This window comes from Pseudomonas sp. SAR267 (genome assembly GCF_052077595.1).
In the GTDB taxonomy this organism is placed as follows: domain Bacteria; phylum Pseudomonadota; class Gammaproteobacteria; order Pseudomonadales; family Pseudomonadaceae; genus Aquipseudomonas; species Aquipseudomonas vlassakiae.
Genome location: NZ_JBQIHU010000001.1, coordinates 1375341 through 1399647, shown reverse-complemented (window position 1 = coordinate 1399647; position 24307 = coordinate 1375341). Strand labels below are relative to the sequence as shown.

Sequence of the window (24307 nt, the reverse complement as noted above, 5' to 3'; positions counted from 1 at the left end):
GTATGAAAGCTAGGGAACTGATCGAGCTTCGAAAATATCTGCTTCAATTGCCACGCAGGGAGAAGCGCACGCTTCAGGTGCTTATGGATGTGTGCCTGGTTTGGCTGGCCCTGCTACTGGCCTTTGCCGTGCGGCTTGGCCTGGATGACCTGGGTAATCCGATCAAGGAGCATACCTGGCTATTTGTGATGGCACCCGTTCTGGCCATACCGCTTTTTGTGAAGTTCGGCATGTACCGGGCGGTGATGCGGTACTTCGGTAACGATGCGCTCATCGTAATCGCCAAGGCGGTTTCCCTTTCTGCGCTCTTGCTGGGTTTTTTCGTCTACTGGTACAGCAATCATCAGACTTTGGTGCCGCGCTCTGTCATCTTCAATTACTGGTGGTTGAGCCTAGTCATGATTGGCGGTTTGCGCCTGGCCATGCGGCAGTACTTCCTGGGTGACTGGTTCTCTGCGACGCAGCACATGCCATTCGCCTCGCGTGACGATGGCTTGCCGCGAGTGGCGATCTACGGCGCCGGCGCTGCCGGCAACCAGCTTATCGCTGCACTGCGGATGGCCAAGTCGATGAGGCCAGTGGCATTCATCGATGACGATGTGGAAATTGCCGACCGAATCATTTCCGGGCTACAGGTATACCGCTCGGATGAGATTGGCCGGATGATCGATGTCACAGGGGCCCAGGAAATCCTGTTGGCGATTCCCAGTGCCAGCCGCAGCCGGCGCAGGGAAATCCTGACCTTCCTCGAGGGCTTCCCCTTGCACGTTCGCAGTGTTCCCAGCATTCTCGACCTCGCCAATGGCCGAGTGCAGGTGGATGATATTCAGGAGGTCGACATCGCTGACCTGTTGGGTCGCGACGCGGTTCCTGCGCAGAGCGATCTGCTGGCGCAATGTATTTCCAACAAGGTGGTGCTGGTTACCGGTGCGGGAGGTTCGATTGGTTCGGAGCTCTGTCGTCAGATTCTTGGGGCCGGGCCGAAAACCCTGCTGCTGTTTGAGCACAGTGAGTTCAACCTTTACAGCATCCTGAGTGAATTGGAACTGCGCGTTCGCCGGGAGGCGCTACCCGTCACGATTCTGCCTGTACTTGGGTCTGTGCGTAATCAGGCGCACCTATTGGAAGTCATGCAATCCTGGCGTGTGGATACCGTGTATCACGCGGCGGCTTACAAGCATGTGCCCATGGTTGAGCACAATATTTCCGAAGGCGTGCAGAACAACGTCATCGGTACGCTCTATTCTGCACAGGCCGCTGTGCAGGCTGGAGTTACCAACTTTGTTCTTATCTCTACGGACAAGGCTGTTCGGCCTACCAATGTCATGGGTAGTACGAAGCGGCTTGCCGAAATGGTATTGCAGGCACTGAGTCGCGAAAGTGCCCCGGTCCTGTTCGGCCAGAAGGACAACGTGGCGCAGGTTAACAAGACTCGTTTTACCATGGTGCGCTTCGGCAATGTGTTGGGCTCGTCGGGGTCGGTCATACCGTTGTTCCGCAAGCAGATCATCGCGGGCGGGCCACTGACGGTTACCCACCCCAAGATCACCCGTTATTTCATGACGATTCCTGAGGCTGCCCAACTGGTCATTCAGGCGGGTTCGATGGGCTTGGGGGGGGATGTGTTCGTACTCGATATGGGCGAGCCCGTGCGGATTGCTGAGTTGGCGGAGAAGATGATCCACCTGTCCGGCCTGAGCGTCCGTTCGGAAAAGAATCCGTTTGGAGATATTGCTATCGAGTTCACCGGGCTTCGGCCAGGTGAAAAACTCTACGAAGAGTTGCTGATTGGTGACAATGTCGTATCCACCAGACACCCGATGATCATGAGTGCCAATGAAGATTTTCTCGCTTGGGATGTCTTGAAAGTAAAGCTCGATGAGTTGCTTTTGGCTGTTGACGTGCATGAGCTGGTTACCGTCCGCAAGCTCCTGCGGGAGCTGGTCAGCGGCTATGTTCCACAAGGGGAAATTGTGGATCTGCTGTACATGCAGAGAAAAAAGGAAGTATGACGATCGCAGTGCCAGCGAGAGAATGTTTTTCAACGCTGAAAAGGCGGGTGAGGGTGTCGTGGACTGGGTCGTGTGGCCAGTGCATCCAGATTCCGCGCTTTTTGCTTTCAACGAATTGTTTAGTAGGTAACTGATAATGACTGTTTTAGTAACCGGTGGTGCCGGCTTCATCGGTGCAAATTTCGTTCTCGACTGGTTGGCAAATTCCAATGAGCCTGTCGTGAACCTGGACAAGCTCACCTATGCAGGCAATCTGCAGACGCTGAACAGCTTGCAAGGTGACGAGCGTCATATCTTCGTTCATGGCGACATTGGCGACTCTGAATTGGTCGCGCGGTTACTGAGAGAGCATCAGCCACGCGCCATTGTGAACTTCGCGGCAGAGTCCCATGTCGATCGTTCGATTCACGGACCTGAGGACTTCATCGAGACCAATATTGTCGGAACCTTCCGCCTGCTCGAGGCCGTGCGCGCCTATTGGGGCGGCTTGGCCAAGGATGCGCAACAGGCTTTCCGATTCCTGCATGTGTCCACCGACGAGGTCTATGGCTCCCTGGCGGCTGATGAGCCGGCGTTCACCGAGACCCACCAATATCAGCCAAACAGCCCGTACTCGGCCAGCAAGGCGGCAAGCGATCATTTGGTGCGCTCCTACCACCATACTTATGGCCTGCCGGTGCTGACAACCAACTGTTCGAACAACTACGGACCGTTCCACTTCCCGGAAAAACTCATCCCTCTGATGATCGTCAACGCACTGGGTGGTAAGCCACTGCCTGTCTATGGCGATGGCCAGCAGATTCGCGACTGGCTATATGTCAAAGATCACTGCAGCGCAATCCGTCGTGTGCTTGAGGCCGGGCAGACGGGCGAGGTGTATAACGTTGGTGGCTGGAATGAGAAGCCCAACCTGGAAATCGTCAATCGCGTTTGTGCACTTCTGGATGAACTGCGCCCGCGTGCTGACGGCAAGGCTTATGCAGAACAGATCACCTACGTCACCGATCGCCCGGGGCATGATCGCCGCTACGCCATCGATGCGCGCAAACTGGAGCGCGAGTTGGGTTGGAAGCCTGCGGAAACCTTCGAAACCGGTATTCGCAAGACAGTCGAATGGTACTTGGGCAATTGGGATTGGGTAGAGAACGTGCAGTCCGGCGGCTACCGTGACTGGGTTGAGAAAAACTACGCCGGGCGTACGGCATGAAAATTCTCCTGCTGGGCAAGGACGGCCAGGTAGGTTGGGAATTGCAGCGCAGTCTGGCGGTGTTGGGGCAAGTACTGGCGCTCAACTCCAGAAGCCAGGATTACTGTGGCGACCTGACCAATCTGCTGGGGTTGGAGGCAACCGTTCGCACCTTTGCACCCGATGTGATTGTCAATGCAGCGGCCTATACGGCGGTCGACAAAGCGGAGAGCGAGCGCGAACAAGCATTTCGAGTGAATGCCGAAGCGGTCGAGGTGTTGGCGCATGTGGCTGCAGAACTGGGGGCGTTGCTGGTGCATTATTCGACCGACTACGTCTTCCCGGGGCACGGCAGTGCGCCTTGGCGTGAGCAGGATGCGGTAGGGCCGTTGAATGTCTATGGCGAAAGCAAGCTTGCAGGCGAGCGGGCAATCCTGGCCTCAGGCTGCACATGCTTGATCTTCCGTACCTGCTGGGTATATGCAGCTCGCGGTAACAACTTTGCCCGAACCATGTTGCGCCTGGCGTCCGAGCGGGACACCCTGGGCGTCATCGATGACCAGTTCGGGGCGCCTACCGGCGCTGAACTGATTGCCGACGTTACTGCTCATGCCATCGCAGGCACTCGGCGTAACCCTGCGCTGGCCGGCGTGTATCACTTGGCGGCATCGGGTGAGACCACCTGGTTCGGTTTCGCACGTTTTGTTCTGGAGCATGCCGCGGCCCGTGGTGAGCCCTTGAAAGTGCGCGCCGCGCAGGTCAACCGACTGACTACCGATGCCTACCCGACCCCAGCCAAGCGGCCGGCGAACTCCCGGCTGAATACCCATAAACTGCAAGAAGCTTTTGCGCTGACGCTGCCTGACTGGCGCGTCGGCGTAGCTCGCATGCTGATAGAGATACATGAGAAATGATCAAAATGAATCGTAAAGGCATCATCCTGGCTGGCGGGTCGGGTACCCGTCTGCACCCGGCGACTTTGGCAATTTCCAAGCAGCTTTTGCCGGTTTACGACAAGCCGATGATCTACTACCCGCTTACCACACTCATGCTGGCCGGCATTCGTGACATCCTGATCATCTCCACGCCACAGGACACGCCACGGTTTGAGCAATTGCTCGGCGACGGACACCAGTGGGGCATCAATATCACCTACGCAGTGCAGGCATCGCCTGATGGCCTGGCACAAGCCTTCCTGATCGGTGAGCAGTTCATTGGTAATGACCTGTCGGCTTTGGTGTTGGGCGACAACATCTACTACGGCCATGATTTCCAGGGGCTGCTCGTCAACGCCATGGACCGTACCGATGGCGCGAGCGTATTCGCTTACCACGTGCACGACCCTGAGCGTTATGGTGTGGTTGAATTCGACCAGCGCGGAAAGGCCATCAGTCTGGAAGAGAAACCGACCAAGCCGAAATCGAGTTATGCGGTTACCGGGCTCTACTTCTACGACAACGAGGTGGTTGAGATCGCCAAGGGGATCAAGCCGTCTCCGCGAGGTGAGCTGGAAATTACCGACCTTAACCGAGTTTACCTGGAGCAGGGCAAGCTATCGGTTGAAATCATGGGGCGGGGCTACGCATGGCTTGATACCGGTACACATGACTCACTCCTGGAGGCCAGCGGTTACATCGCTACCATTGAGCGCCGGCAAGGATTGAAAGTAGCTTGTCCGGAGGAGGTCGCTTACCGTCAGAAGTGGATTGACGCACAACAGCTTGAAAAGTTGGCGGCACCATTGGCCAAGAATGGTTATGGGCAGTACCTGAATCGGTTGCTGGAAAAGACGGTTTACTGATAGCTGCTGATGCTGCTTTAAGTTATAAGTCAGCGCGCGCGGCTGTTGTAAAAGGAATAGGGCCCCCGAAAGGGGCCCTATTTTATTGCTTATTGGTTTTTCATGAACTCAATCAGTGCTGAAGCCACTTTCTCACTGCCAGCCTCGCTGAGGTGATGCCCATCTCGGAAGTACTCATGTACCGAATCACTTTGAGTGCAATTACTCTTGTTGCAGAATAGGCTTGACGGGTCAAATATCTTGACGTATGGGCTCATGGCCTTGATCTCTGCAAGCATGGCGTTGTATTCGGTGCTGCGTTCTTCAAATTGGCTGGTTTGAATGTCGCAATTTTGTGTGCTGATTTTAAATGGCCGTGCGAGGCAAGCTCTCGGGTCAACGAGAAACTCCGGGGTATCTTTCACAATGATGACATTTTTGCCGGCGTCCAGTAGCGTGCTTATCGAACGCTTCATTGCTGCGGCGAAAAGCTCACGCTTGTGCGTGACGTCATTGTCCTCGCCTATGATGTAGCGGTTATTTGGGTTGTTGTCATTGATGAGTGCGTGCTCTGGTGCAATACCTTTGCTGCCGATATACAAGCTACCGAGAGATGCCAGAACGACGGTTTTTACATCGCTCTGAAGAATCATCTCCATCGCCTTGCTATTGGCACGCTCGCAACTTTCTTTAGATGTGTTGGTCAGCCATGCCTTTGCGCCTAGGATCGGAGGGCAGCTATGTCTACCGATCAGCAGCCAATTTTGTGCCGACACGCGCTTGATGCCTGGAAAAAGATGTTCGGCATGACTATCCCCCCAAAGAATCACATCTGCTGGTTGGGAATCATTGACCTTGTTGCACCACGACATATCCTGGCCCAGCAGCTCATCGTTCTTGCAGCCTGTGAGTTGGTAAGTATTCAGCTCGTTTGATTTCTGCACTAGGCTCGTCATGATAGAGCGGCTGGGTACGCCATCGTCCTTAAATATACTGAAGCCGGCGACTCCAATCAGGGCCATGATCAAGAACAGTGTCAAAGTCTTCCATCTACCGGTAATTTTGAAGCGCACTGGTTTTTCAATGAGCTGGTAGGTGAGCCAGGAAAGTATCACTGCAGCGAGAATGGCAATAACTCTTACTGCAATTGCAGGGGTGTCACCTTCAATTATCCTTGCAAAGGATAAGAGAGGCCAGTGCCAGAGATAGAGAGGGAAACTAATTAAGCCAATGAGAATCATTGTTCTATTGGATAGGATGTGCTTGTTAAACCATGCCTGTGGGCCAGCGTTGATGACCAGGGCGCTGCCGACGGTGGGTAAGATAGCCCAAAACCCTGGAAACATATTTTCTTTTGTGATGACCATGAAGCCAGTGCCAATCATCACAATACCTAAGAGGGCTTGAGTGTTGTCAAATGATGTGGTGGCATGAGTCTTTGGATTGTGGTAGTACACCTTGGAGAGTATACGGTTTGCAAGGCTTTTGAAAAGGAACATGCGCTCCCTGCCGTACATTGAGTTGTAGGCAAGGAGTGAGCCAATTAGCAGTTCCCAGAAGCGCGTCAGAGGTGAGTAAAAGGCGGTAGCTGAGTCTGTAATTCTCAAGCTGATGTTAAGGTAGAATGAAACTGCGGTAATGAGCAGTATTGTCGTCATCCTGTTGAAGTTGCTTTTCCACATCCCCCAAAGCAATAGAGGCCATACAATATAAAATTGCTCCTCTACCCCGAGAGACCACAGGTGAAGCAATGGTTTGCTTTCTGAAGTGTTGTCAAAATAACCGCTTTCACTCCAGGATATTAGATTTGCAACGAACCCGGCTCCACCAGCCGTGTGTTTGCCTAGCTGTTTAAATTCCTCGGATAGAAGTGAGAACCAGCCGAATGCCAGGCAGCTTACCAAGACTATTATCAATGCAGGGTAGATGCGATTGATGCGTCGGCTGTAAAAGTCGACCAGACTGAATCTATTGTTGTCAAGGTTGGTGAATAATATTTGCGAGATCAGGAAGCCTGAAATAACGAAAAAAATATCTACGCCAATGAATCCGCCCTTCATGGTTGACGGGAAGGCGTGAAATATGATAACGGATCCTGCGGCTATGGCTCTCAGGCCATCAATATCCGGTCTGTATTTGGGATGGGCACTTGGGGTGTCTAATGCAGTAGCGGCAGCTTTCAATGATGTCATCAGGGCTCCACAATTCCTTTGGCGGGCAGGCTAAAAAGTACGCATCATTTTCCTAAGCAGGTTGATAAGAAAGCCCAGGGCCTTTCTCGGCTGCTTCTGTTGGATCGAAACGGTGATCAGGTGGCAGCTAAGGGCCGAGGGCCCTGGTTGCGGCGCTTGAATTGCTTGCTCTAACGAGGGAGCAGGCCTTAAAAGGGCTTGGTGCAGGGAGGAAATCGACGCGGACACCGGGGTGCCATGATGCCTTATGATGGCTAAGGCATCACCCAAGTCTAGTAGTTCCCGTAGCGGATTACGAATTTCCAGACCGAAGGCTGTTCGAGAGAATTTTCAATGCCACAAGCGTGAAGAAATCGGAGGCGTATTTTAATTAGTATTATGTGGTTTGTTCAGCTGTGAGTTCGGTGGTGAGTTCGATATCCTGCTCTTTAAAACGAGTAATGGTGATTATTTTTGCGTTAACTTTTTGGTTGGCTGGTTATGCTGCATATAAATTTTAGTGCGATGCAAGTTAATGCATTGATATGCGCATGAAGGTACGCGCTGGTGCTGTCTAAGGAATACCTTAAGAGGCCGAAAGGGCCACTTTATGAGTAGGAAAATTAGTAGTGCGTTGTATGAATGCGTTTTTGTCCACGCTGAATCTAAATGGAGCGGGTGTGGCCAGTCTGGGGGCGCTGCAGTTCGCTTCATGCAAAGCTTCGAAAAATGCAATCAGGGGTAGGGGATGCAGCCGTTTAGCTGTTTAACTCGGTAACATTTCAGGCACCTTGAACTGAAGCCACAGCGCTAGAGTTCACAGGGCAGCCAACGGAACGCTGCCTTCATTTCCATACAAGGAGTGCCCAATATGCGCAATACAGTCCTGTCCTACCTGCTGCTTCCACTTTTCACGGCTTTACCGTTCACCCTGCATGCGGCACCCGCCACGGTGTCGCAGCCAGTGGCCGTAACCGCCACGCAGGCAACGCAAGGGCCGGCCACCACCGAGTTGGCCAAAATCGACCTGAACGATGCCGACGCGCTGACGCTACAGCAAAACCTCAACGGTATCGGCAAAGCCAAAGCCGAAGCTATCGTGGCTTACAGGGAGGCAAACGGTCCATTCGACTCAGTGGATGAATTGCTGGAGATCAAGGGTATTGGCAAGGCCCTATTGGATCGAAACAAGGACAAGCTGATCGTGAAGTAGGAATAAGTAATGCCGGTTGGCATTGTGCCAACCGGCTCTCTGTTTGGATGCACTCTTCGTGTCAACGATCCTGCGCATCCTTGGCATCCGCCTCGGCATTGCGTTCATGCACCTTGCGCAGCTGTTCTTCCGTCAGCGGCAGCTTCTTCGCCGTATCGCGCAACATCATCAATCCCCCCACGATCGAGCCGAGGGCTATGATGAGTATCAGCCAGGCATACCAGGGCATTGTCGTTCTCCTATGCGCTTTGAAGGCTTCGCTTGTACAAAATATGAGCGATGGCCATATCCGTTGGTTCAATTATAGGAGCCGTACCTGTCTAGGCCAATTCTGACGGCGCCCTGGCCCCCAAGGCACGCTGACTTCGTTTACAATGCGCGCCGTTTACGACTTGCCAAGAGAACCCGACCATGTCCGCCTGCCAGACGCCCCTGATCGTCGCCCTGGATTTCCCCACCCGTGACGCCGCCCTGAAGCTGGCTGACCAACTCGACCCCGCCCTGTGCCGGGTAAAGGTTGGCAAGGAGCTGTTCACCAGCAGCGCTTCGGGCATTGTCGAAACCCTGTGCGCGAAGGGCTTCGAGGTGTTCCTCGACCTCAAGTTCCATGACATCCCCAACACCACGGCCATGGCGGTCAAGGCCGCTGCCGAGATGGGTGTGTGGATGGTCAACGTGCATTGCTCCGGTGGCCTGCGCATGATGGCCGCCTGCCGTGAAGAGCTGGCCAAGCGCAGCGGCCCGCAGCCGTTGCTGATCGGTGTGACCGTGCTCACCAGCATGGAGCGTGAAGACCTGGCCGGCATCGGCCTGGACGTGGACCCGCAAGAGCAAGTACTGCGCCTGGCGGCGCTGGCCGAAAAGGCTGGCATGGACGGCCTGGTGTGCTCGGCATTGGAAGCCCCGGCGCTGAAGGCTGCGCACCCGGCGCTGCAACTGGTCACCCCGGGCATTCGCCCTGCTGGTAGTGCCCAGGATGACCAGCGCCGTATCCTCACCCCGCGCCAGGCGCTGGATGCAGGTTCCGACTACTTGGTGATCGGCCGCCCGATCAGCCAGGCGGCAGACCCTGCTCAGGCATTGGCAGCTGTGGTAGCGGAAATCCGCGGCTGAATCCAAGGCAAAGAAAAAGGGCTGCGTTGCAGCCCTTTTTCATGCTTCGCCGAATCAGGCAATAACCAACGGCTGGAAGCCCTTGATCAGGTCATCCAGCGCCTTGATCTGCATCAGAAACGGCTCCAGCTTGTCCAGCGGCAGCGCACTCGGCCCATCGCACTTGGCCTGGTCCGGGTTCGGGTGAGCCTCCAGGAACAAGCCGGCCAGGCCAACCGCCATGCCGGCACGCGCCAGGTCGACCACCTGCTCGCGACGGCCACCGGAAGCAGCACCGGACGGGTCGCGGTTCTGCAGGGCGTGGGTTACGTCGAAGATGATCGGCAAGTCGTCACAGGTACGCTTCATCACGCCAAAGCCGAGCATGTCCACTACCAGGTTGTCGTAGCCCATGCAGGTACCACGGTCGCACAGGATCAGCTGGTCGTTACCGGCTTCCTTGAACTTGTGCACGATGTTCTGCATCTGCGACGGGCTGAGGAACTGTGGCTTCTTGATGTTGACCGGCTTGCCGGTCTTGGCCAGGGCCACCACCAGGTCGGTCTGGCGGGCCAGGAACGCGGGAAGCTGCAGCACATCGACCACTTCGGCCACCGGCGCGCACTGGTAGATCTCGTGTACGTCGGTAATGATCGGCACGCCGAACTCGGCCTTGACCTTCTCGAAGATGCGCAGGCCTTCTTCCATGCCGGGGCCACGGTAGGAGTGGATCGAGGAGCGGTTGGCCTTGTCGAAGCTGGCCTTGAACACGTAAGGGATGCCCAGTTTCTCGGTAACCCGAACGTACTCGGCGCAGGCGGTCAGGGCCAGGTCCTCGGACTCGAGCACGTTGATGCCGCCGAAGAGGACGAACGGGGCGGTGTTGGAGCACTCGATGGTGGGGGTGATCTTGATCATGGTCATCTCTGCAAATCCCTTGTCACTGGTTTCAGTGGCGAGGGGGAATCTTACAAGATCTGCTTTGCCTGTGCCGGCCCTTTCGCGGGTAAACCCGCTCCCACAGGTACTGCACAGCATCTGAAATCTGTGCGATCCCTGTGGGTTTACCCGCGAAAGGGCCGGCACAGGCTTACCCCAAGCTCAGACCTTCAACACCAACTTGCCGAAGTTCTCACCGCTGAACAGCTTGAGCAGCGTCTCGGGGAACGTCTCCAGCCCGTCCACCACATCCTCCTTGCTCTTGACCTTGCCCGTGGCCAGCCAGCCGGCCATCTCCTGGGCGGCCTTGCCGTACTCCTTGGCGTGGTCCATCACCACGAAGCCTTCCATGCGTGCACGGTTCACCAGCAGCGCCAGGTAGTTGGCCGGGCCTTTGACGGCTTCCTTGTTGTTGTACTGGCTGATGGCGCCGCAGATGACGATGCGTGCCTTGAAGTTGATGCGGGTGAGCACGGCATCAAGGATTTCGCCGCCGACGTTATCGAAGTACACGTCGACGCCTTTGGGGCATTCGCGTTTCAGGCCGGCCAGTACGTCTTCGGCCTTGTAGTCGATCACGCCGTCAAAGCCCAGTTCGTCCTTGAGGTACTGGCACTTCTGCGCGCCACCGGCGATGCCGACCACATGGCAGCCCTTGAGCTTGGCGATCTGGCCGACGATGCTGCCCACCGCGCCGGCCGCGCCGGAGATCACCACGGTGTCGCCGGCCTTGGGCTGGCCGACCTCGAGCAGGGCGAAGTAGGCGGTCATGCCGGTCATGCCCAGGGCCGACAGGTAGCGGGGCAGTGGGGCGAGGTTGGGGTCGATCTTGTGCAGGCCCTGGGGCTCGCCGGTGAAGTAGTCCTGTACGCCGAGGGCGCCGCTGACATGGTCACCGGGCTTGTAGTCCGGGTGGTTGGAGGCGACCACTTCACCGACGCCGAGGGCGCGCATCACTTGGCCGAGCGCCACGGGTGGGATGTATGACTTGCCTTCGTTCATCCAGCCGCGCATGGCCGGGTCCAGCGACAGGTACAGGTTGCGCACCTGGATTTGCCCGGCAGCAGGGGCTTCGGCAGGCACGGTCTCGAAAGTGAAGTCGTCACGGCGCACGGCGCCGACCGGGCGTTTGGCTAGCAGGAAGCGGCGGTTGGTCTGGGTCATGGCAGGTCCTTGTGGGCGATGAGGTGCAGCAGTCAATTTAACCCGCTGATGCAGGTTGGTCCGCAAAATCACTGGTAAGCATGGTAGCCCAACTGCTGCCTTGATGATGCTGCCCAGTCGGGTGGCCGGCTGACTAGACTCAGGGCCAATTCATCACTCTCAGGAGCAGACGATGAGCATGACCTTTTCCGGCCAGGTAGCCCTGGTCACTGGCGGTGCGGCAGGTATCGGCCGGGCGACGGCACTGGCTTTTGCCCGCGAGGGCCTGAAGGTGGTGGTGGCCGATCTCGACCCGGCCGGTGGCGAGGCCACGGTGGCCTTGATTCGCCAGGCGGGTGGCGAGGCGCTGTTCGTGGCCTGTGATGTGACCCAGGATGCGCAGGTGCGCGAGCTGCATGAGCGGGCCATCGAGGCCTATGGTCGGCTGGACTACGCCTACAACAATGCCGGCATCGAAATCGAACAGGGGCGCCTGGCCGAGGGCAGCGAGGCCGAGTTCGACGCGATCATGGGCGTCAACGTCAACGTCAAAGGCGTGTGGCTGTGCATGAAGTACCAGCTGCCGCTGCTGCTGGCCCAGGGCGGCGGTGCGATCGTCAACACCGCCTCGGTGGCGGGCCTGGGGGCGGCGCCCAAGATGAGTATCTACGCCGCCTCCAAGCATGCAGTGATCGGCCTGACCAAGTCGGCGGCCATCGAGTACGCCAAGAAGGGCATCCGGGTGAATGCCGTGTGCCCGGCGGTGATCGACACCGACATGTTCCGCCGCGCCTACGAGGCAGACCCGCGCAAGGCCGAATTTGCCGCAGCGATGCACCCGGTGGGGCGTATCGGCAAGGTCGAGGAAATTGCCAGCGCGGTGCTGTACCTGTGCAGTGACGGGGCGGCTTTCACCACCGGGCACAGCCTGACGGTAGATGGCGGGGCCACCGCGATCTGAACATCGACGGGTGCAGGTGCTACGCACCGTGTATAGCCGGCTTACTGATTCGCTGTATATACTCTGGCTCTTCTGGTTTTGGAAAGCGACATGGAGACCGTCAGCGCCCAAAAGCCCGGCTGCCATGCCTCGATATCGGATTTTGCGGCGTGCCGGGGTATCGCCGAGGGGCCCGTGTTCATCGTGGCCTCGGGAGCCTCTGCCAAGGGCTTCCCAGTGCAGCGTTTCGCCGGCGTGCCGATGATCACCGTCAATGGCGCGATTTCGATGTTCGCGGAGCATGGCGTGCGCCCGTATTTCTATGTGTGCACCGACACTGGGTTTGCGCAGCAGCAACCTGATCTTTACGCCAAGGCGCTACGGCTCAGCCAGCGCCTGGCGATCTGGCCGGATGAAATCGGTCTGTTGCCGGTGCCGACCAAGGCGCAGGTTTTCCCGTTGGCCAAGGCAGCCCGCGCCAGCCTGCAAGAATCTCTGTTCAATACCGAGCCAATGTTGGTGCGCAGCCGTACCTTATGGGGTAGCCGCTCGCGCTCGGTAGGCTTCAGCAAGGATCTCTCCCTGGGGTTTTTCGATGCACGTACGGTCGCTTATGCGGCGTTGCAGCTTGCCTGTCACCTGGGCTTCAATCAGGTTTTCCTGGTGGGTGTCGACCTCGACCAGTCGGTCGGGCGCTTCTATGAAGAACCCGGCCAGGCGGTTTCGCGCTGTCACCTGGACGAGTCATTTGAACGGCGTATCCTGCCCTCGCTGAAGCTGATGGCCGATCGGGTTGTTAACGAGCACTTCGCCGTCTACAACCTGTCTGCCACATCGAAGATCCCCGCATCGGTCATCCCCAAGATCAGCCTCGATCAGGCCGAGACGCTTATCCACGGCCGCGCGCCGCAGGCGTTCTTGTGCAGCCACCCCGCGTGACTCGAAACGTTACGGGTTGCTCGGCTGATGTACGCCTTGCCTTGCACCTGGTAACGCCGCGGCAACGGCCATGCACCCCGCCAGCAGCACCCCACCAAACCCCAGCAAGGCCACGCCCGAGCCAAGGTGGTCGCTCAGCACCCCGGTCAGGATCACCGGCACGCTGAAGCCCAGGTAGGCCAGCAGGAAGAACCCTGCACTGGCGCGGGTCTTTTCGACGCCGGCCATTTCATTCACTGCCGCCAGCCCGCCGAGGTAGATAAACCCATAGCAGGCGCTGCTGGCCGCCACCGCGCCGGCCAGCACCGCCCAGAGGCGGCCGCTGTCGGCGCCCCAGGCCAGCAAGGCATAGCTGCACGGCAAAATTGCCATGCCCAGCAAGGTGGCCGCGCGGCTGGACATGCGCCGGGCCAGCGGCTGGAACAGCAGGCCGCAGCTGATCACGCAGAACGTCGAAAACCCCGACCAGTCGCTCAGGCCATGCTGGCGCAGGATCCCGGGCAGCAGGGCGATCACCAGCCCGACGCAGGCCCAGGCCAGCAGAATGGCCAGGCCATACACCACGCTGCCGCGCGGGTAGCAGGGCAGGCGTAGCATGGCACTGCGCTGTGCCGGTCGCGGGTCGGGCAAGCGCCACACCAGCAGCAGCGCCACTGCGCCTAGCAGCAATTGCAAGTGGAAGCTGCCGGGTGTCAGGCTCGGGCCGCGCAGCAGGAACAGGCTGGTCAGTGCAGCGCCGAGGCCAAAGCCCAGTGAGGTGCTGGCGGTGACCCAGTTGGCGGCACGGGCGCTGCTGCTGGCGCCCATCAGTTCCGCCATGTAGGCGGTTGCCGTGGCCGAGGCCAGGCCGGTGCCCAGGCCCAGGAAGAAGCGAGCCACGCCCAGCGTCTGCAGGCTCGGTGCGAACAGCATGAGCAAGGTGGCAACCATCGACAGCACGAGCGCGGCGAGGATCAGTGGCCGTCGCCCGACCCGGTCGGCCAGTCCGCCCAGGGCCAGCAACACCGGCAGCACGCCCAGTACGTAGCCGGAGAAGGCCACTGCTGTGGCGGCGGCGCCTTGGCCGGAGAGATCGGCGTAGGTGATGTAGAGCGGAGCCTGCAGGTTGACTGCCAGGGTGATCAGGCACAGGGCGAAGGCCAGCAGGGCGGGGGAGTGGCGCGGGGGCATGGGATGGTCCTGGTTCTCGGTGCGGCAGACATTGCCCTGGGCCCAAGCATCCAACAAGGCACACCCAAGCCGCATTTATGCTTAACTGTTCGCTCAAAACAACCAAACACTTAGCCCATGCACTTCACCCTCGACCGCCAAAGCCCCACTGCGCTGGTGCAGCAACTCACCGACCACCTGCAAGCCTGGATCGAACAGCAGCGCCTGCGCCCCGGTGCCCGCCTGCCGTCGATCCGTACCCTGGCCCGCAGCCAGTCGGTCAGTGCTTCCTGCGTGATCGAGGCCTACGATCGCCTGGTCGCCAGCGGCTGGCTGGAGGCGCGCCACGGCACTGGCTTCTTCGTTGCCGAGCGCAAAGTCACCCTGGAAAGCGACAATCCGCCGGTCTGGGGCGAGGCAGGCGACGGCAGCTGGCGCCAGTTCCGCGAAGGCCACGACGAACTGCTCAAGCTCGGCTGCGGCTGGCTGCCGAACAGTTGGCGCGCAGACGTCGAGCTGGCCCAGGCAATCCGCCAGGTCAGCCGCGGCAACCCACAAGACCTGTTCGACTATTGCCCACCGCTGGGCCTGGCCAGTCTGCGCCAGCACTTGCACAAGCGCCTGGTACGGGTGGACATCGCTGCCGGGCCCGAGCGCATCCTCACCACCCAAGGTGCCAGCCATGGCCTCGACCTGCTGGTGCGGACCTTGTTGCGGCCCGGCGACACTGTGCTGGTGGAAAACCCTGGCTATTACAACCTCTACAACCTGTTACGCCAGCATCAGGTGCACATGCTGCCGGTACCGCGCACGGCGGCCGGCCCTGACCTGGCGGTGCTCGAACGTCTGCTGGCCGAGCACCGCCCACGCTGCCTGTTCACCAATAGCCTGTACCACAACCCCACCGGCACCAGCCTCGCACCCAAGGTTGCCTATCGTCTGCTGGAGCTGGCCCGCGAGCACGACCTGCGCATCATCGAGGACGATATCTACGCCGACTTCCAGGAAGGCCCGGCCACCCGCCTGGCCACCCTCGACAGCGAACAGCGGGTGATCTACCTGGCCAGCTTTTCCAAGACCCTGAGCAGTTCGCTGCGGGTCGGCTACCTGGTGGCCGATGCGCCGCTGCTGGCGCGTCTGGCCGAACTGAAGATGGTCAGTGGCATCGGCACCTCGCGCTTTGCCGAGCAGGTGGTCGGGCAGATGCTGGCCAACGGCAGCTACCGCAAGAGCGTGCAGCGTCTGCGGGTGCGGCTGGGCCAGCACATGGCCAAATTGCTCGGGCAGCTGGAGCAGTACGGCTGGCAGGTGTTCTGCGAGCCATATGGCGGCATGTTCGTCTGGGCGCGGGTGCCGGGGCGTGACTTCGCCAGCCTCGAACGCCTGGCGCTGGAGCATGCGGTGTTGCTCACCCCGGGCAGCGCCTTCGACTACCAGGGCGCCAGCAGCGACTGGCTGCGCATCAATGTCGCCTACGGGCAGGACACCCGCGCCCAAGGCTTCCTTCAGCACGCAGGGCGACCTTCAGCTAGCTGATCGCGACACGCTCATAGCGATTTGACACCATTTTGGCGCCAGCCTCTTGTTAGCAGGGCGACAAGATTGCCACGCTTGACCCTTGGCAAAACCTTGCACGGTGAAGGGGGATCGGCGATGGCGACGAGCAGGCACGGTGTTCTGGCCAACCTGGGCATGGCCCGCAAACTGGGCCTGGGTTTTGCCCTGGTGTTGCTGCTGACCGTCGCGGTGGCGGCCATCGGCATCGCGGCGCTGCACAGCGTTGGCCAGCGCTTCGACGGCTTGCGCCAGCTGGGCCAGATCAATACCGACCTGCTGCGGCTGCGCCAGCACGAGCAGGCCTTTGCCCTGCGCTCCGACATCAAGGAGGCCGAGGCCTTGCGCAGCGGCCTGCAAAACCTTGCCGAGCGCGCCCGCAGCCTGCCAGCACTGGCGGCGGCCGAGGCTGACCTGGCGGCTTACGGTCAGGCCTTCGAAGCCTTCGTCGAAGCAGTACAGGCCAAGGAGCTGGCGCTGGACATGGCCAGTTGGTCGGTGTCCAGCGTGGCCAACAACCTCGATGTGTTGCAGGCCGGCCTGGCCGACGATGGCACCTACACCCTCAAGCAGTCCCAGGGCCAGCAAGGTGGCGAGTTCCTCGAGCAGGCAGGGCAGGTGGCGCAGGTGTCGCGGCTGATGTTGCAGGCCATGGACGAAGCGCGGGTGCGCCTGGACAAGAGCCGCAAGGGCGAGGAGGGGGACCAAGGCCGTATCGCCCAGACGGTCGAGGCGGCGCAGCTGGTCGATCAGCTCAAGGCCTCCGTCAGTGACGCGGGCTACCAGAGTGTGCTTGGTGAGGTGGCTGGGCACATTGCCAGCTTCTCCGACAAGCTCAACGAATACACCGACCTGCTGGGCAAGGAGCAAGGCATCAAGGCGCAGTTGCAGGCGCGTGCCGAGCAGGTCACGGGGCGGGTCGACCAGGCCTATGCCGCCGATCAGCAAGCCATGCAGGCTGAACTGGCGCGCAACAGCCTGGCCATTGCCCTGGCCACCGGGCTGGCGTTATTGGTGGGTGTGCTCGCCGCCTGGCTGATCACCCGCGCCGTGGTCGGCCCGCTCAAGCGCGTGATCGGCCGAGCCCAGCGTATTGCCGCCGGCGAGTTGAGCCTGGACAGCGAGGCGCCGCGCAGCGATGAAGTCGGCCAGTTGATGCAGGCCATGCAGCAGATGGCCGCTGGGCTGTCTGGCGTGGTCAGCGGGCTGCAGCAGGGCATCGAGCAACTGGCCGGCAGCGCCCAGGCGTTGTCGGCAGTGACCGAGCAGACCAACCGCGAAGTCGGCAGCCAGAAGGAGGAGACCGAACAGGTGGCCACCGCCATGCAGCAGATGACCGCCACCGTGCATGACGTGGCGCGCAATGCCGAAGAAGCCGCACAGGCGGCGCAGGCCGCCGATGACAAGGTTGACGCCGGCCAGCGCGTGGTGCGCGAGAGCATGCAGCGCATCGAGCAGCTGGCGACGGCTGCGGACACGGCTAGCGCCGGCATCGACAGCCTAAGTGCCGAGATTCACACCATTGGCGATGTGCTGGAGGTGATCAAGAGCGTCGCCGAACAGACCAACCTGCTGGCGCTCAACGCAGCCATAGAGGCGGCCCGGGCGGGTGAGCAGGGGCGTGGTTTTGCGGTGGTGGCCGACGAAGTACGGGCACTGGCCCGGCGTACCCGGCAGTCGACCGAGGAAATCGAGCGGCTGGTGGCCAGCCTGCGCGGCAATGCCCAGCAGTCGGTGGCGCAGATCCGCGGCAGTACCGAGCTGGTGCGCCTGGCCGTGGCCGATGCGCTGCAGACCGAAAGCGCGCTGGGCAGCATCGCGGTGGCGGTGTCGTTGATCCAGCAGATGAACCAGCAGATTGCGGCGGCGGCGGAGCAGCAGAGTTCGGTGGCCGAGGAAATCAGCCGTAGCGTGACGCAGATCCGTGGCAGTGCCGACCAGGCGGCGCTGGCGATGCAGGACAATGCCCGGTCCAGCATCGAGTTGGCGCAGCTGGGCAATGACCTCAAAGGCATGGTCGGCCATTTCAGGCTGTGATTACCTGTGCCGGCCTCTTCGCGGGCGCGCCCGCTCCCACAGAGATATCACAAGGCCCGAGAGCGGTGATATCCCTGTGGGAGCGGGCGTGCCCGCGAAGAGGCTGGCACAGGCAATGAATTTCTTCAGGCCTTGCGCGGGTTGAGTATCAGCAAGGTCAACACCCCCGCCACGATCCCCCAGAACGCCGAGCCGATCGAGAACAGGGTCAACCCCGAAGCCGTCACCATGAAAGTAATCAGCGCCGCCTCGCGCTCCCTGGCCTCGCTCATGGCCACGGTCAGCCCGTTCATGATCGAACCGAACAGCGCCAGCGCCGCAATCGACAGCACCAGCTCCTTCGGCAGCGCCGCGAACAAGGCCGCCAGGGTGGCGCCGAACGTGCCGGCAATGCCATAGAAAATCCCGCACCACACCGCTGCGGTATAGCGCTTGCCCGGGTCTTCATGGGCGTGCGGCCCGGTGCAGATCGCCGCACTGATCGCCGCCAGGTTGACCCCGTGCGAGCCGAACGGTGCCAGCAGCAGCGACGCCAGACCCGTCGTTGAAATCAGCGGCGAGGCGGGCACCTGGTAGCCGTCGGCGCGCAACACGGCCACGCCAGGCATGTTTTGCGAGGTCATGGCCACCACGAACAGCGGAATGCCGATGCTGATGGTCGCAGCCAGCGAGAAGCTTGGCGTGGTCCACACCGGGGTAGCCACCTCCAGCTTGAAGCCGCTGAAGTCGAGCAGGCCGAGGGCGCCGGACAATGCCGTGCCCACCAGCAAGGCGGCCAGTACGCAGTAGCGCGGCGACAGGCGCTTGACCAGCAGGTAGCTGAAGAACATGCCGAGCACCAGCAACGTGCGGTGCTGGGCGGCCACGAAGATTTCGCTGCCGATCTTGAACAGGATGCCGGCCAGCAAGGCCGAGGCCAGCGACGCCGGGATGCGCTTGACCAGGCGCTCGAAGCTGCCGGTCAGGCCGCAGATCACCACCAGCAGCGCACAGGTGATGTAGGCACCGATGGCCTCGCCGTAGCTGACCCCACCCAGGCTGGTGATCAGCAGCGCCGCACCGGGGGTCGACCAGGCCACGGTGATCGGTGTGCGGTAGCGCAGCGACAAGCCGATACTGCACACCGCCATGCCGATCGACAGCGCCCAGATCCACGAAGAAATCTGCGCATTGGTCAGGCCTGCTGCCTGGCCGGCCTGGAACATCAGCACCAGCGAACTGGTGTAGCCAGTCAGCATGGCGATGAAGCCGGCGACCACCGCCGACGGGGAGGTGTCTGCCAGGGGCCGCAGGCGTGCGGAGGTGGCATCGGTCATTGGGTTGGGTCCTTGTCCATGTGTAAGCAGTTTTTTCAGACTAACGCGAGCCGAATTGATCCTTGCCATACAGCAGGCATTGCTTTTAGCCGTACAGTCGCCAACTATTGGGCAAGTTTTCGCAACTGCATGGGGAGGGGACGGGCGATGTTCAAGGTGTATGGTGATTACCAGTCAGGCAACTGCTACAAGGTCAAGCTGATGCTCAGCCTGCTTGACCGCCCGTATGAATGGCAGTCGGTGGATATCCTCAAGGGCGAGACCGAAACGCCAGAGTTCCTGGCCATGAACCCCAATGGCAAGGTGCCGGTGCTCAAGCTTGAGGACGGTACCTGCCTGTGGGAATCGAATGCGATCCTCAACTACCTGGCCGACGGCAGCGAGTTCCTGCCCAGCGAGCCGCGCCTGCGGACCCAGGTGTTGCAGTGGCAGTTCTTCGAGCAGTACAGCCATGAGCCATACATTGCCGTGGCGCGGTTCATCCAGTTCTACCTGGGGCTGCCGGACGAGCGCGTGGAGGAATACCGCAAGCTGCACAAGGGCGGGTACAAGGCGTTGAAGGTGATGGAGCGGCAGTTGCAGATGACGCCGTATCTGGTCGGGGACCATTACTCGATTGCCGATGTGGCGCTGTATGCCTACACCCATGTGGCGCATCAGGGCGGGTTCGACCTGGCCGGTTACCCGGCGGTGCGCGCCTGGCTTGAGCGGGTGGCCAGCCATCCGCGGCATGTGCCGATGGTGGATTGAACACTGGGACTGCTTTTTTGTGGGAGCGGCCTTGTGTCGCGAAAGGGCCGCAAAGCGGCCCCAGTAATATCAGCGTAAGTGCAAATACCCTGGGGCTGCTGCGCAGCCCTTTCGCGACACAAGGCCGCTCCCACAAGAGCCGCGCAGGGCTTACGCGAAGCGCTTGTCCAGATAGGCAATGATGGCCTTGGATTCATACATCCAGGTCACTTTGCCCGCTTCCTCGATGCGCAGGCACGGCACTTTCACCCGGCCGCCACCTTCGAGCAGCGCCTGGCGATGCACGTCGTCGTTCTTGGCGTCACGCAGCGCCACCGGCACATTCAGGCGGTGCAGGGTACGGCGGGTCTTCACGCAGAACGGGCAGGCATGGAACTGGTACAGCGCGAGGCCCTTGGCCTCCTGCTCGACACGCGCCTGGGCCGCTGCATCACGCTTCTGCTTGGCCGGGCGGCTGATCCAGTCGCCGAACACGATGAGCTGGCCGAGGCCGACCCGCAGGGCTTTGACGATCATGGGCTACTCCTGAAATGAAAAAGCCGACCCCTGGGGGGCCGGCTCGGGTCATGCGCCGATCACTTGATCAGGCTGAGGAACTCGCTGCGCGTCGCGGCGTTTTCACGGAACTCACCCAGCATTACCGAGGTGAGCATGGTCGAATTCTGCTTCTCCACGCCACGCATCATCATGCACATGTGCTTGGCTTCGATGACCACCGCCACGCCAGCGGCACCCGTCACCTGCTGCACGGCCTCGGCGATCTGGCGGCTGAGGTTTTCCTGGATCTGCAGGCGGCGGGCGAACATGTCGACGATGCGCGCCACCTTCGACAGGCCCAGCACCTTGCCCTTGGGCAGGTAGGCCACGTGGGCCTTGCCGATGAAAGGCAGCATGTGGTGTTCGCACATCGAATACAGCTCGATGTCCCGGACCAGCACCATCTCGCTGTTGTCGGAGGTGAACAGCGCGCCGTTGGTGACTTCTTCCAGCGTCTGCTCGTAACCGCGGCAAAGGTACTTCATGGCCTTTGCAGCCCGCTTGGGCGTGTCGAGCAGGCCCTCACGGGAGACGTCCTCGCCAAGTTGGCTGAGGATCTCGGTGTAGTTCTGTTCCAGGGACATGTATCTACCTGTGGGTAAAAATCGCAAAAAGGAAGGGTACGGCGCCGCGCGCGGCGCTGCAAGCACGGCGTTACTCGTCGCGGCCTTCCATCATGGTCCGCTTGAGCATCACATACACCGCGCCAGTACCGCCATGGCGGGCCTGGCACGAGGTGAAACCGAGCACTTGCGGGTGCTGGCGCAGCCAGGTGTTGACGTGGCTCTTGATCATCGGACGCTTGCCGTCCAGGCGTGCGGCCTTGCCGTGGGTCACCCGTACGCAGCGGACTTCGAGCTTGGTGGCTTCGGCGATGAAGGCCCACAGGGTTTCACGGGCCTTCTCCACGCTCATGCCATGCAGGTCGAGGCTGCCCTCGAAGGCGATCTGGCCCAGCTTGAGCTTGCGGATCTGGCTTTCCTGCACGCCGTCGCGGCGCCACATCAACTCGTCCTCGGCGCCGACGTCGATGACGAACTGGTCGGACAGGCCGTCGATCACCAGGGCCTGGTCGCTGCGGATGGTTGCCGCCTGGCGCAGGCCCGCCAGCTGCTTGCGGTCGGTTTTCGGCTTGCCCACATCAGCGCGGTCGTGCTTGATCGGCTTGACGCCGCGCACTTCAGCGCTGAACAGGGAAAAATCGTCGTCTTGCATGGTGCCTCCACGTGGGCGGCGTAGTTTACGCGATCAACCCAGTGTCGTCAGTACCGGCCTCTTCGCGGGCTCGCCCGCTCCCACAGGATTGCATCGAGGTTGAGTGTTGCGCGGCCCCTGTGGGAGCGGGCGCGCCCGCGAAGAGGCCGGCAGCACAAACGACTAATCATGCTTTTTCATCAGGTGTGGCGACAGGTTCAGCTCGCGCCCGCGGCGCAGGCGGATGCGGCTGCGTCGCCAGAAGCGCACGCCAAGGTACAGCAGCAACAGCCCGACCATGGCCACGATGCTGGCCAGCGGGCGGTTGGCATTGAGTTCGGCCAGGGCGGGGTAGTTGCCGAGCAGCCCGGCGATGCCGGCCATGGCCAGCAGCACGCCGAGCGTGGCGATCAGGGCCGACAGGCCGGCGGCAATACGCGCACCCCAGTTACGCGGTTCACGCGGGCGCAGACGCTTGGCGTCGAAACTGCCTTTGAGCTTCATTCCAGTTTCCTCTGTGGACATCCGGAATTCGACCTGGGCCCGGCCCTTGGGTTCCGCCCGGCTGCCGGGCGGTCATCGCAACGTCAGCTCAGATCAGGCTGGCGGTAGGGGCGACACAGGCGAAGTTGTCGGCCATCACGGCCATTTCGCACGCGTGGATCTGCGCGGCGGGGATCACCTGGTCCTTGAGCGCCAGGTCGCGAGTTGCCGAGGCGTCTTCCACCAAGGTGCAACGATAACCATAGTCCTTGGCGCGGCGCACGGTGGTGCTGACGCTGGAGTGGCTCATGAAGCCGCACACGATCAGGTCCAGGTGCCCCAGCTCCTGCAGGGTGTCGTGCAGCTTGGTGTTCTTGAAGGCGTTGGGCATGCGCTTTTCGATGACGATTTCACCTTCGCGTGGCTCCAGGCCGGGGATGAACTGGCCGGCCGGCCCCTGCGGGTCGAAGCGCCCGCCAACGGTACCGAGGTGGCGAACGTGGATGATCGGACGGCCGGCCTTGCGGGCGGCGTCGAGCAACCGGGCGATGTTGGCCACGGCCTCGTCCATGCCCGACAGTTGCAGAGGACCGCTCAGGTATTCCTTCTGCGCATCGATGATGATCAGGCTGGCTTGGCTCAGCTTGGCCGGCGGGTAATCGCGGCCAGTGAGGCGGAACATCGTGGTTGGAACGGACATCAAGGGCTCCTTGGGTCAGGGCTTTTGTATACCTATTCTCCCTTGCCTTGGCGCCAATGGGAATGGTTGACATCGCAAGCGGCATGTTTACTGGCCTGTGGCTTGCCGTCGAGGCATAGCGGGGAACAAATATGCGGGTGGGGCTGTTAGACTTTTGTACGGTCTGAATTAGGAGTACCCCGTGATCACATCTCGTCTGCGCACGTTGCGCGACCATATCCGCTGGGCGGTCAGCCGCTTCCATGAGCACGAGCTGTTCTTCGGCCATGGCGCCGACAATGCCTGGGACGAAGCCCGCCTGCTGGTGCTGGGCGCCGTGCACCTGCCGTGGGAAATCGCCGATAGCTACCTGGACTGCCAGCTGGAGGATGACGAGCGGGTACGCCTGCAGCACCTGCTCAAGCGCCGCATCGAAGACCGCGTGCCGACCGCCTACCTGCTGGGCGAAGCCTGGTTCTGTGGCATGTCGTTCATCGTCGACGAGCGTGTGCTGGTGCCCCGTTCGCCGATCGGTGAGCTCATCGAAAAGCGCTTCGAACCCTGGTTGGCGCAGGAGCCGGCGCGCATCCTCGACCTCTGCACCGGCTCCGGCTGCATCGGTATCGTGGCTGCCGAAGTGTTCCCCGAGGCCGAAGTGGTGCTGGCCGACCTGTCGTTCGACGCGCTGGAAGTGGCCAACCAGAACATCGAGCGCCATGGCCTCGATGAGCGTGTGTTCACCGTGCAGGGTGATGGTTTCGCCGGCCTGCCGGGGCAGCGTTTCGACCTGATCCTGTCCAACCCGCCGTATGTCGATGCCGAGGACTTCGGCGACATGCCGGCCGAATATCACCACGAACCGGAAATGGGCCTGGCCTGCGGCAACGACGGCCTGGACCTGGTACGGCGGATGCTGGCCGAGGCAGGCGACCACCTGACCGACAAAGGTTTGCTGATCGTCGAGGTCGGCAACAGCCAGGTGCATGTCGAGGCGCTGTACCCGGAAGTGGACTTCGCCTGGCTGGAGTTCGAGCGTGGCGGGCATGGTGTGTTCATGCTCACCGCCGAGCAGTGCCGTCAGCACCAGGAGCTGTTCAAGGCTCGCGTCTGACGCTGGATTGCCGGTGCTGCTGTGCAGCCCTTTCGCGACACAAGGCCGCTCCTACAGGAGTACGCGTTTTTCTGTAGGAGCG

23 protein-coding genes and 1 pseudogene are annotated in these 24307 nt (G+C 60.7%); 13 read left to right on the top strand and 11 right to left on the bottom strand.

Annotation, left to right across the window (positions count from 1 at the left end; translation table 11 throughout):
* Positions 1-2: 2 nt before the first annotated feature.
* The 4 genes from ACTORR_RS06855 to rfbA all read left to right on the top strand — a co-directional run bounded on the left by ACTORR_RS06855 (position 3) and on the right by rfbA (position 4999).
* Positions 3-2012 (top strand): polysaccharide biosynthesis protein, encoded by a 2010-nt coding sequence (locus tag ACTORR_RS06855; protein ID WP_371263260.1) that lies wholly within the window; start codon positions 3-5, stop codon positions 2010-2012.
* 136 nt (positions 2013-2148) lie between these two features.
* A complete protein-coding gene (gene rfbB / locus ACTORR_RS06850; RefSeq protein ID WP_054886620.1) occupies positions 2149-3219 on the top strand; it encodes a dTDP-glucose 4,6-dehydratase in 1071 nt (356 codons plus the stop codon).
* Complete coding sequence (gene rfbD, locus ACTORR_RS06845; protein WP_054886621.1) at positions 3216-4112, top strand: dTDP-4-dehydrorhamnose reductase; 897 nt, start codon at positions 3216-3218, stop codon at positions 4110-4112. Before rfbB ends, rfbD begins: the two co-directional genes overlap by 4 nt.
* Positions 4113-4117: 5 nt before the next feature.
* Positions 4118-4999, top strand: coding sequence for a glucose-1-phosphate thymidylyltransferase RfbA (gene rfbA / locus ACTORR_RS06840; RefSeq protein WP_313364215.1), 882 nt, complete (start codon positions 4118-4120; stop codon positions 4997-4999).
* Positions 5000-5088: 89 nt separating this feature from the next.
* On the opposite strand, the gene ACTORR_RS06835 is transcribed toward rfbA, so the two are convergent.
* Entirely contained in the window at positions 5089-7170 is a 2082-nt protein-coding gene (locus tag ACTORR_RS06835) for an acyltransferase family protein (protein WP_082433655.1), read from the bottom strand.
* 850 nt (positions 7171-8020) lie between these two features.
* Between ACTORR_RS06835 and ACTORR_RS06830 the strand changes: the two genes are divergently transcribed.
* Positions 8021-8362, top strand: coding sequence for a ComEA family DNA-binding protein (locus ACTORR_RS06830; protein ID WP_054886623.1), 342 nt, complete (start codon positions 8021-8023; stop codon positions 8360-8362).
* 61 nt (positions 8363-8423) lie between these two features.
* Here the strand turns inward: ACTORR_RS06830 and ACTORR_RS06825 are convergent, their stop codons facing one another.
* The gene (locus ACTORR_RS06825; RefSeq protein WP_003252762.1) at positions 8424-8591 is read right to left on the bottom strand and encodes a DUF2897 family protein; all 168 of its coding nucleotides are present in this window, start codon (positions 8589-8591) and stop codon (positions 8424-8426) included.
* 182 nt (positions 8592-8773) lie between these two features.
* Between ACTORR_RS06825 and pyrF the strand changes: the two genes are divergently transcribed.
* Positions 8774-9475: an orotidine-5'-phosphate decarboxylase gene (gene pyrF / locus ACTORR_RS06820; RefSeq protein WP_054886624.1), complete on the top strand. Its 702-nt coding sequence runs from the start codon at positions 8774-8776 to the stop codon at positions 9473-9475.
* A 54-nt stretch (positions 9476-9529) separates the two neighbouring features.
* Here pyrF and kdsA read toward each other — a convergent pair whose 3' ends face one another.
* Together kdsA and ACTORR_RS06810 are read right to left on the bottom strand one after the other, a co-directional pair.
* Positions 9530-10372: a 3-deoxy-8-phosphooctulonate synthase gene (gene kdsA / locus ACTORR_RS06815; protein ID WP_054886636.1), complete on the bottom strand. Its 843-nt coding sequence runs from the start codon at positions 10370-10372 to the stop codon at positions 9530-9532.
* 183 nt (positions 10373-10555) lie between these two features.
* Positions 10556-11557, bottom strand: coding sequence for an NADP-dependent oxidoreductase (locus tag ACTORR_RS06810; protein WP_054886625.1), 1002 nt, complete (start codon positions 11555-11557; stop codon positions 10556-10558).
* Positions 11558-11729: 172 nt separating this feature from the next.
* On the opposite strand from ACTORR_RS06810, the gene ACTORR_RS06805 reads away from it, so the two are divergent.
* Together ACTORR_RS06805 and ACTORR_RS06800 are read left to right on the top strand one after the other, a co-directional pair.
* The gene (locus ACTORR_RS06805) at positions 11730-12497 is read left to right on the top strand and encodes an SDR family oxidoreductase (protein WP_313364208.1); all 768 of its coding nucleotides are present in this window, start codon (positions 11730-11732) and stop codon (positions 12495-12497) included.
* A gap of 90 nt (positions 12498-12587) precedes the next feature.
* Positions 12588-13415, top strand: coding sequence for a hypothetical protein (locus tag ACTORR_RS06800; protein WP_054886627.1), 828 nt, complete (start codon positions 12588-12590; stop codon positions 13413-13415).
* Between the two features lie 9 nt (positions 13416-13424).
* Here ACTORR_RS06800 and ACTORR_RS06795 read toward each other — a convergent pair whose 3' ends face one another.
* Entirely contained in the window at positions 13425-14585 is a 1161-nt protein-coding gene (locus tag ACTORR_RS06795) for an MFS transporter (protein ID WP_054886628.1), read from the bottom strand.
* 117 nt (positions 14586-14702) lie between these two features.
* Between ACTORR_RS06795 and ACTORR_RS06790 the strand changes: the two genes are divergently transcribed.
* From ACTORR_RS06790 to ACTORR_RS06780, 3 genes and pseudogenes are all read left to right on the top strand, one after another.
* Positions 14703-16100, top strand: a complete 1398-nt coding sequence (locus ACTORR_RS06790; protein WP_054886629.1) for an aminotransferase-like domain-containing protein — start codon at positions 14703-14705, stop codon at positions 16098-16100.
* Between the two features lie 117 nt (positions 16101-16217).
* A pseudogene (locus ACTORR_RS06785) lies at positions 16218-17294 on the top strand (HAMP domain-containing protein); the annotation flags it as partial.
* A complete protein-coding gene (locus ACTORR_RS06780) occupies positions 17274-18155 on the top strand; it encodes a methyl-accepting chemotaxis protein (protein ID WP_371858380.1) in 882 nt (293 codons plus the stop codon). The pseudogene ACTORR_RS06785 and the gene ACTORR_RS06780, both read left to right, overlap by 21 nt.
* Positions 18156-18280: 125 nt before the next feature.
* On the opposite strand, the gene ACTORR_RS06775 is transcribed toward ACTORR_RS06780, so the two are convergent.
* Positions 18281-19471 (bottom strand): benzoate/H(+) symporter BenE family transporter, encoded by a 1191-nt coding sequence (locus tag ACTORR_RS06775; protein WP_054883668.1) that lies wholly within the window; start codon positions 19469-19471, stop codon positions 18281-18283.
* Between the two features lie 147 nt (positions 19472-19618).
* Between ACTORR_RS06775 and ACTORR_RS06770 the strand changes: the two genes are divergently transcribed.
* A complete protein-coding gene (locus ACTORR_RS06770; protein WP_313364210.1) occupies positions 19619-20221 on the top strand; it encodes a glutathione S-transferase family protein in 603 nt (200 codons plus the stop codon).
* Between the two features lie 150 nt (positions 20222-20371).
* Here ACTORR_RS06770 and ACTORR_RS06765 read toward each other — a convergent pair whose 3' ends face one another.
* From ACTORR_RS06765 to ACTORR_RS06745, 5 genes are all read right to left on the bottom strand, one after another.
* Positions 20372-20737 (bottom strand): glutaredoxin, encoded by a 366-nt coding sequence (locus ACTORR_RS06765; RefSeq protein ID WP_060508883.1) that lies wholly within the window; start codon positions 20735-20737, stop codon positions 20372-20374.
* 59 nt (positions 20738-20796) lie between these two features.
* Complete coding sequence (gene folE, locus ACTORR_RS06760; protein WP_054883671.1) at positions 20797-21342, bottom strand: GTP cyclohydrolase I FolE; 546 nt, start codon at positions 21340-21342, stop codon at positions 20797-20799.
* A 70-nt stretch (positions 21343-21412) separates the two neighbouring features.
* A complete protein-coding gene (locus ACTORR_RS06755; protein WP_027919524.1) occupies positions 21413-21973 on the bottom strand; it encodes a Smr/MutS family protein in 561 nt (186 codons plus the stop codon).
* 162 nt (positions 21974-22135) lie between these two features.
* Positions 22136-22456 (bottom strand): hypothetical protein, encoded by a 321-nt coding sequence (locus ACTORR_RS06750; protein WP_313364211.1) that lies wholly within the window; start codon positions 22454-22456, stop codon positions 22136-22138.
* A gap of 88 nt (positions 22457-22544) precedes the next feature.
* On the bottom strand, positions 22545-23135 hold the full coding sequence (locus ACTORR_RS06745; protein WP_054883673.1) for a cysteine hydrolase family protein: 591 nt from the start codon (positions 23133-23135) through the stop codon (positions 22545-22547).
* Positions 23136-23316: 181 nt separating this feature from the next.
* On the opposite strand from ACTORR_RS06745, the gene prmB reads away from it, so the two are divergent.
* The gene (prmB, locus tag ACTORR_RS06740; protein ID WP_054883674.1) at positions 23317-24225 is read left to right on the top strand and encodes a 50S ribosomal protein L3 N(5)-glutamine methyltransferase; all 909 of its coding nucleotides are present in this window, start codon (positions 23317-23319) and stop codon (positions 24223-24225) included.
* Positions 24226-24307: the final 82 nt, after the last annotated feature.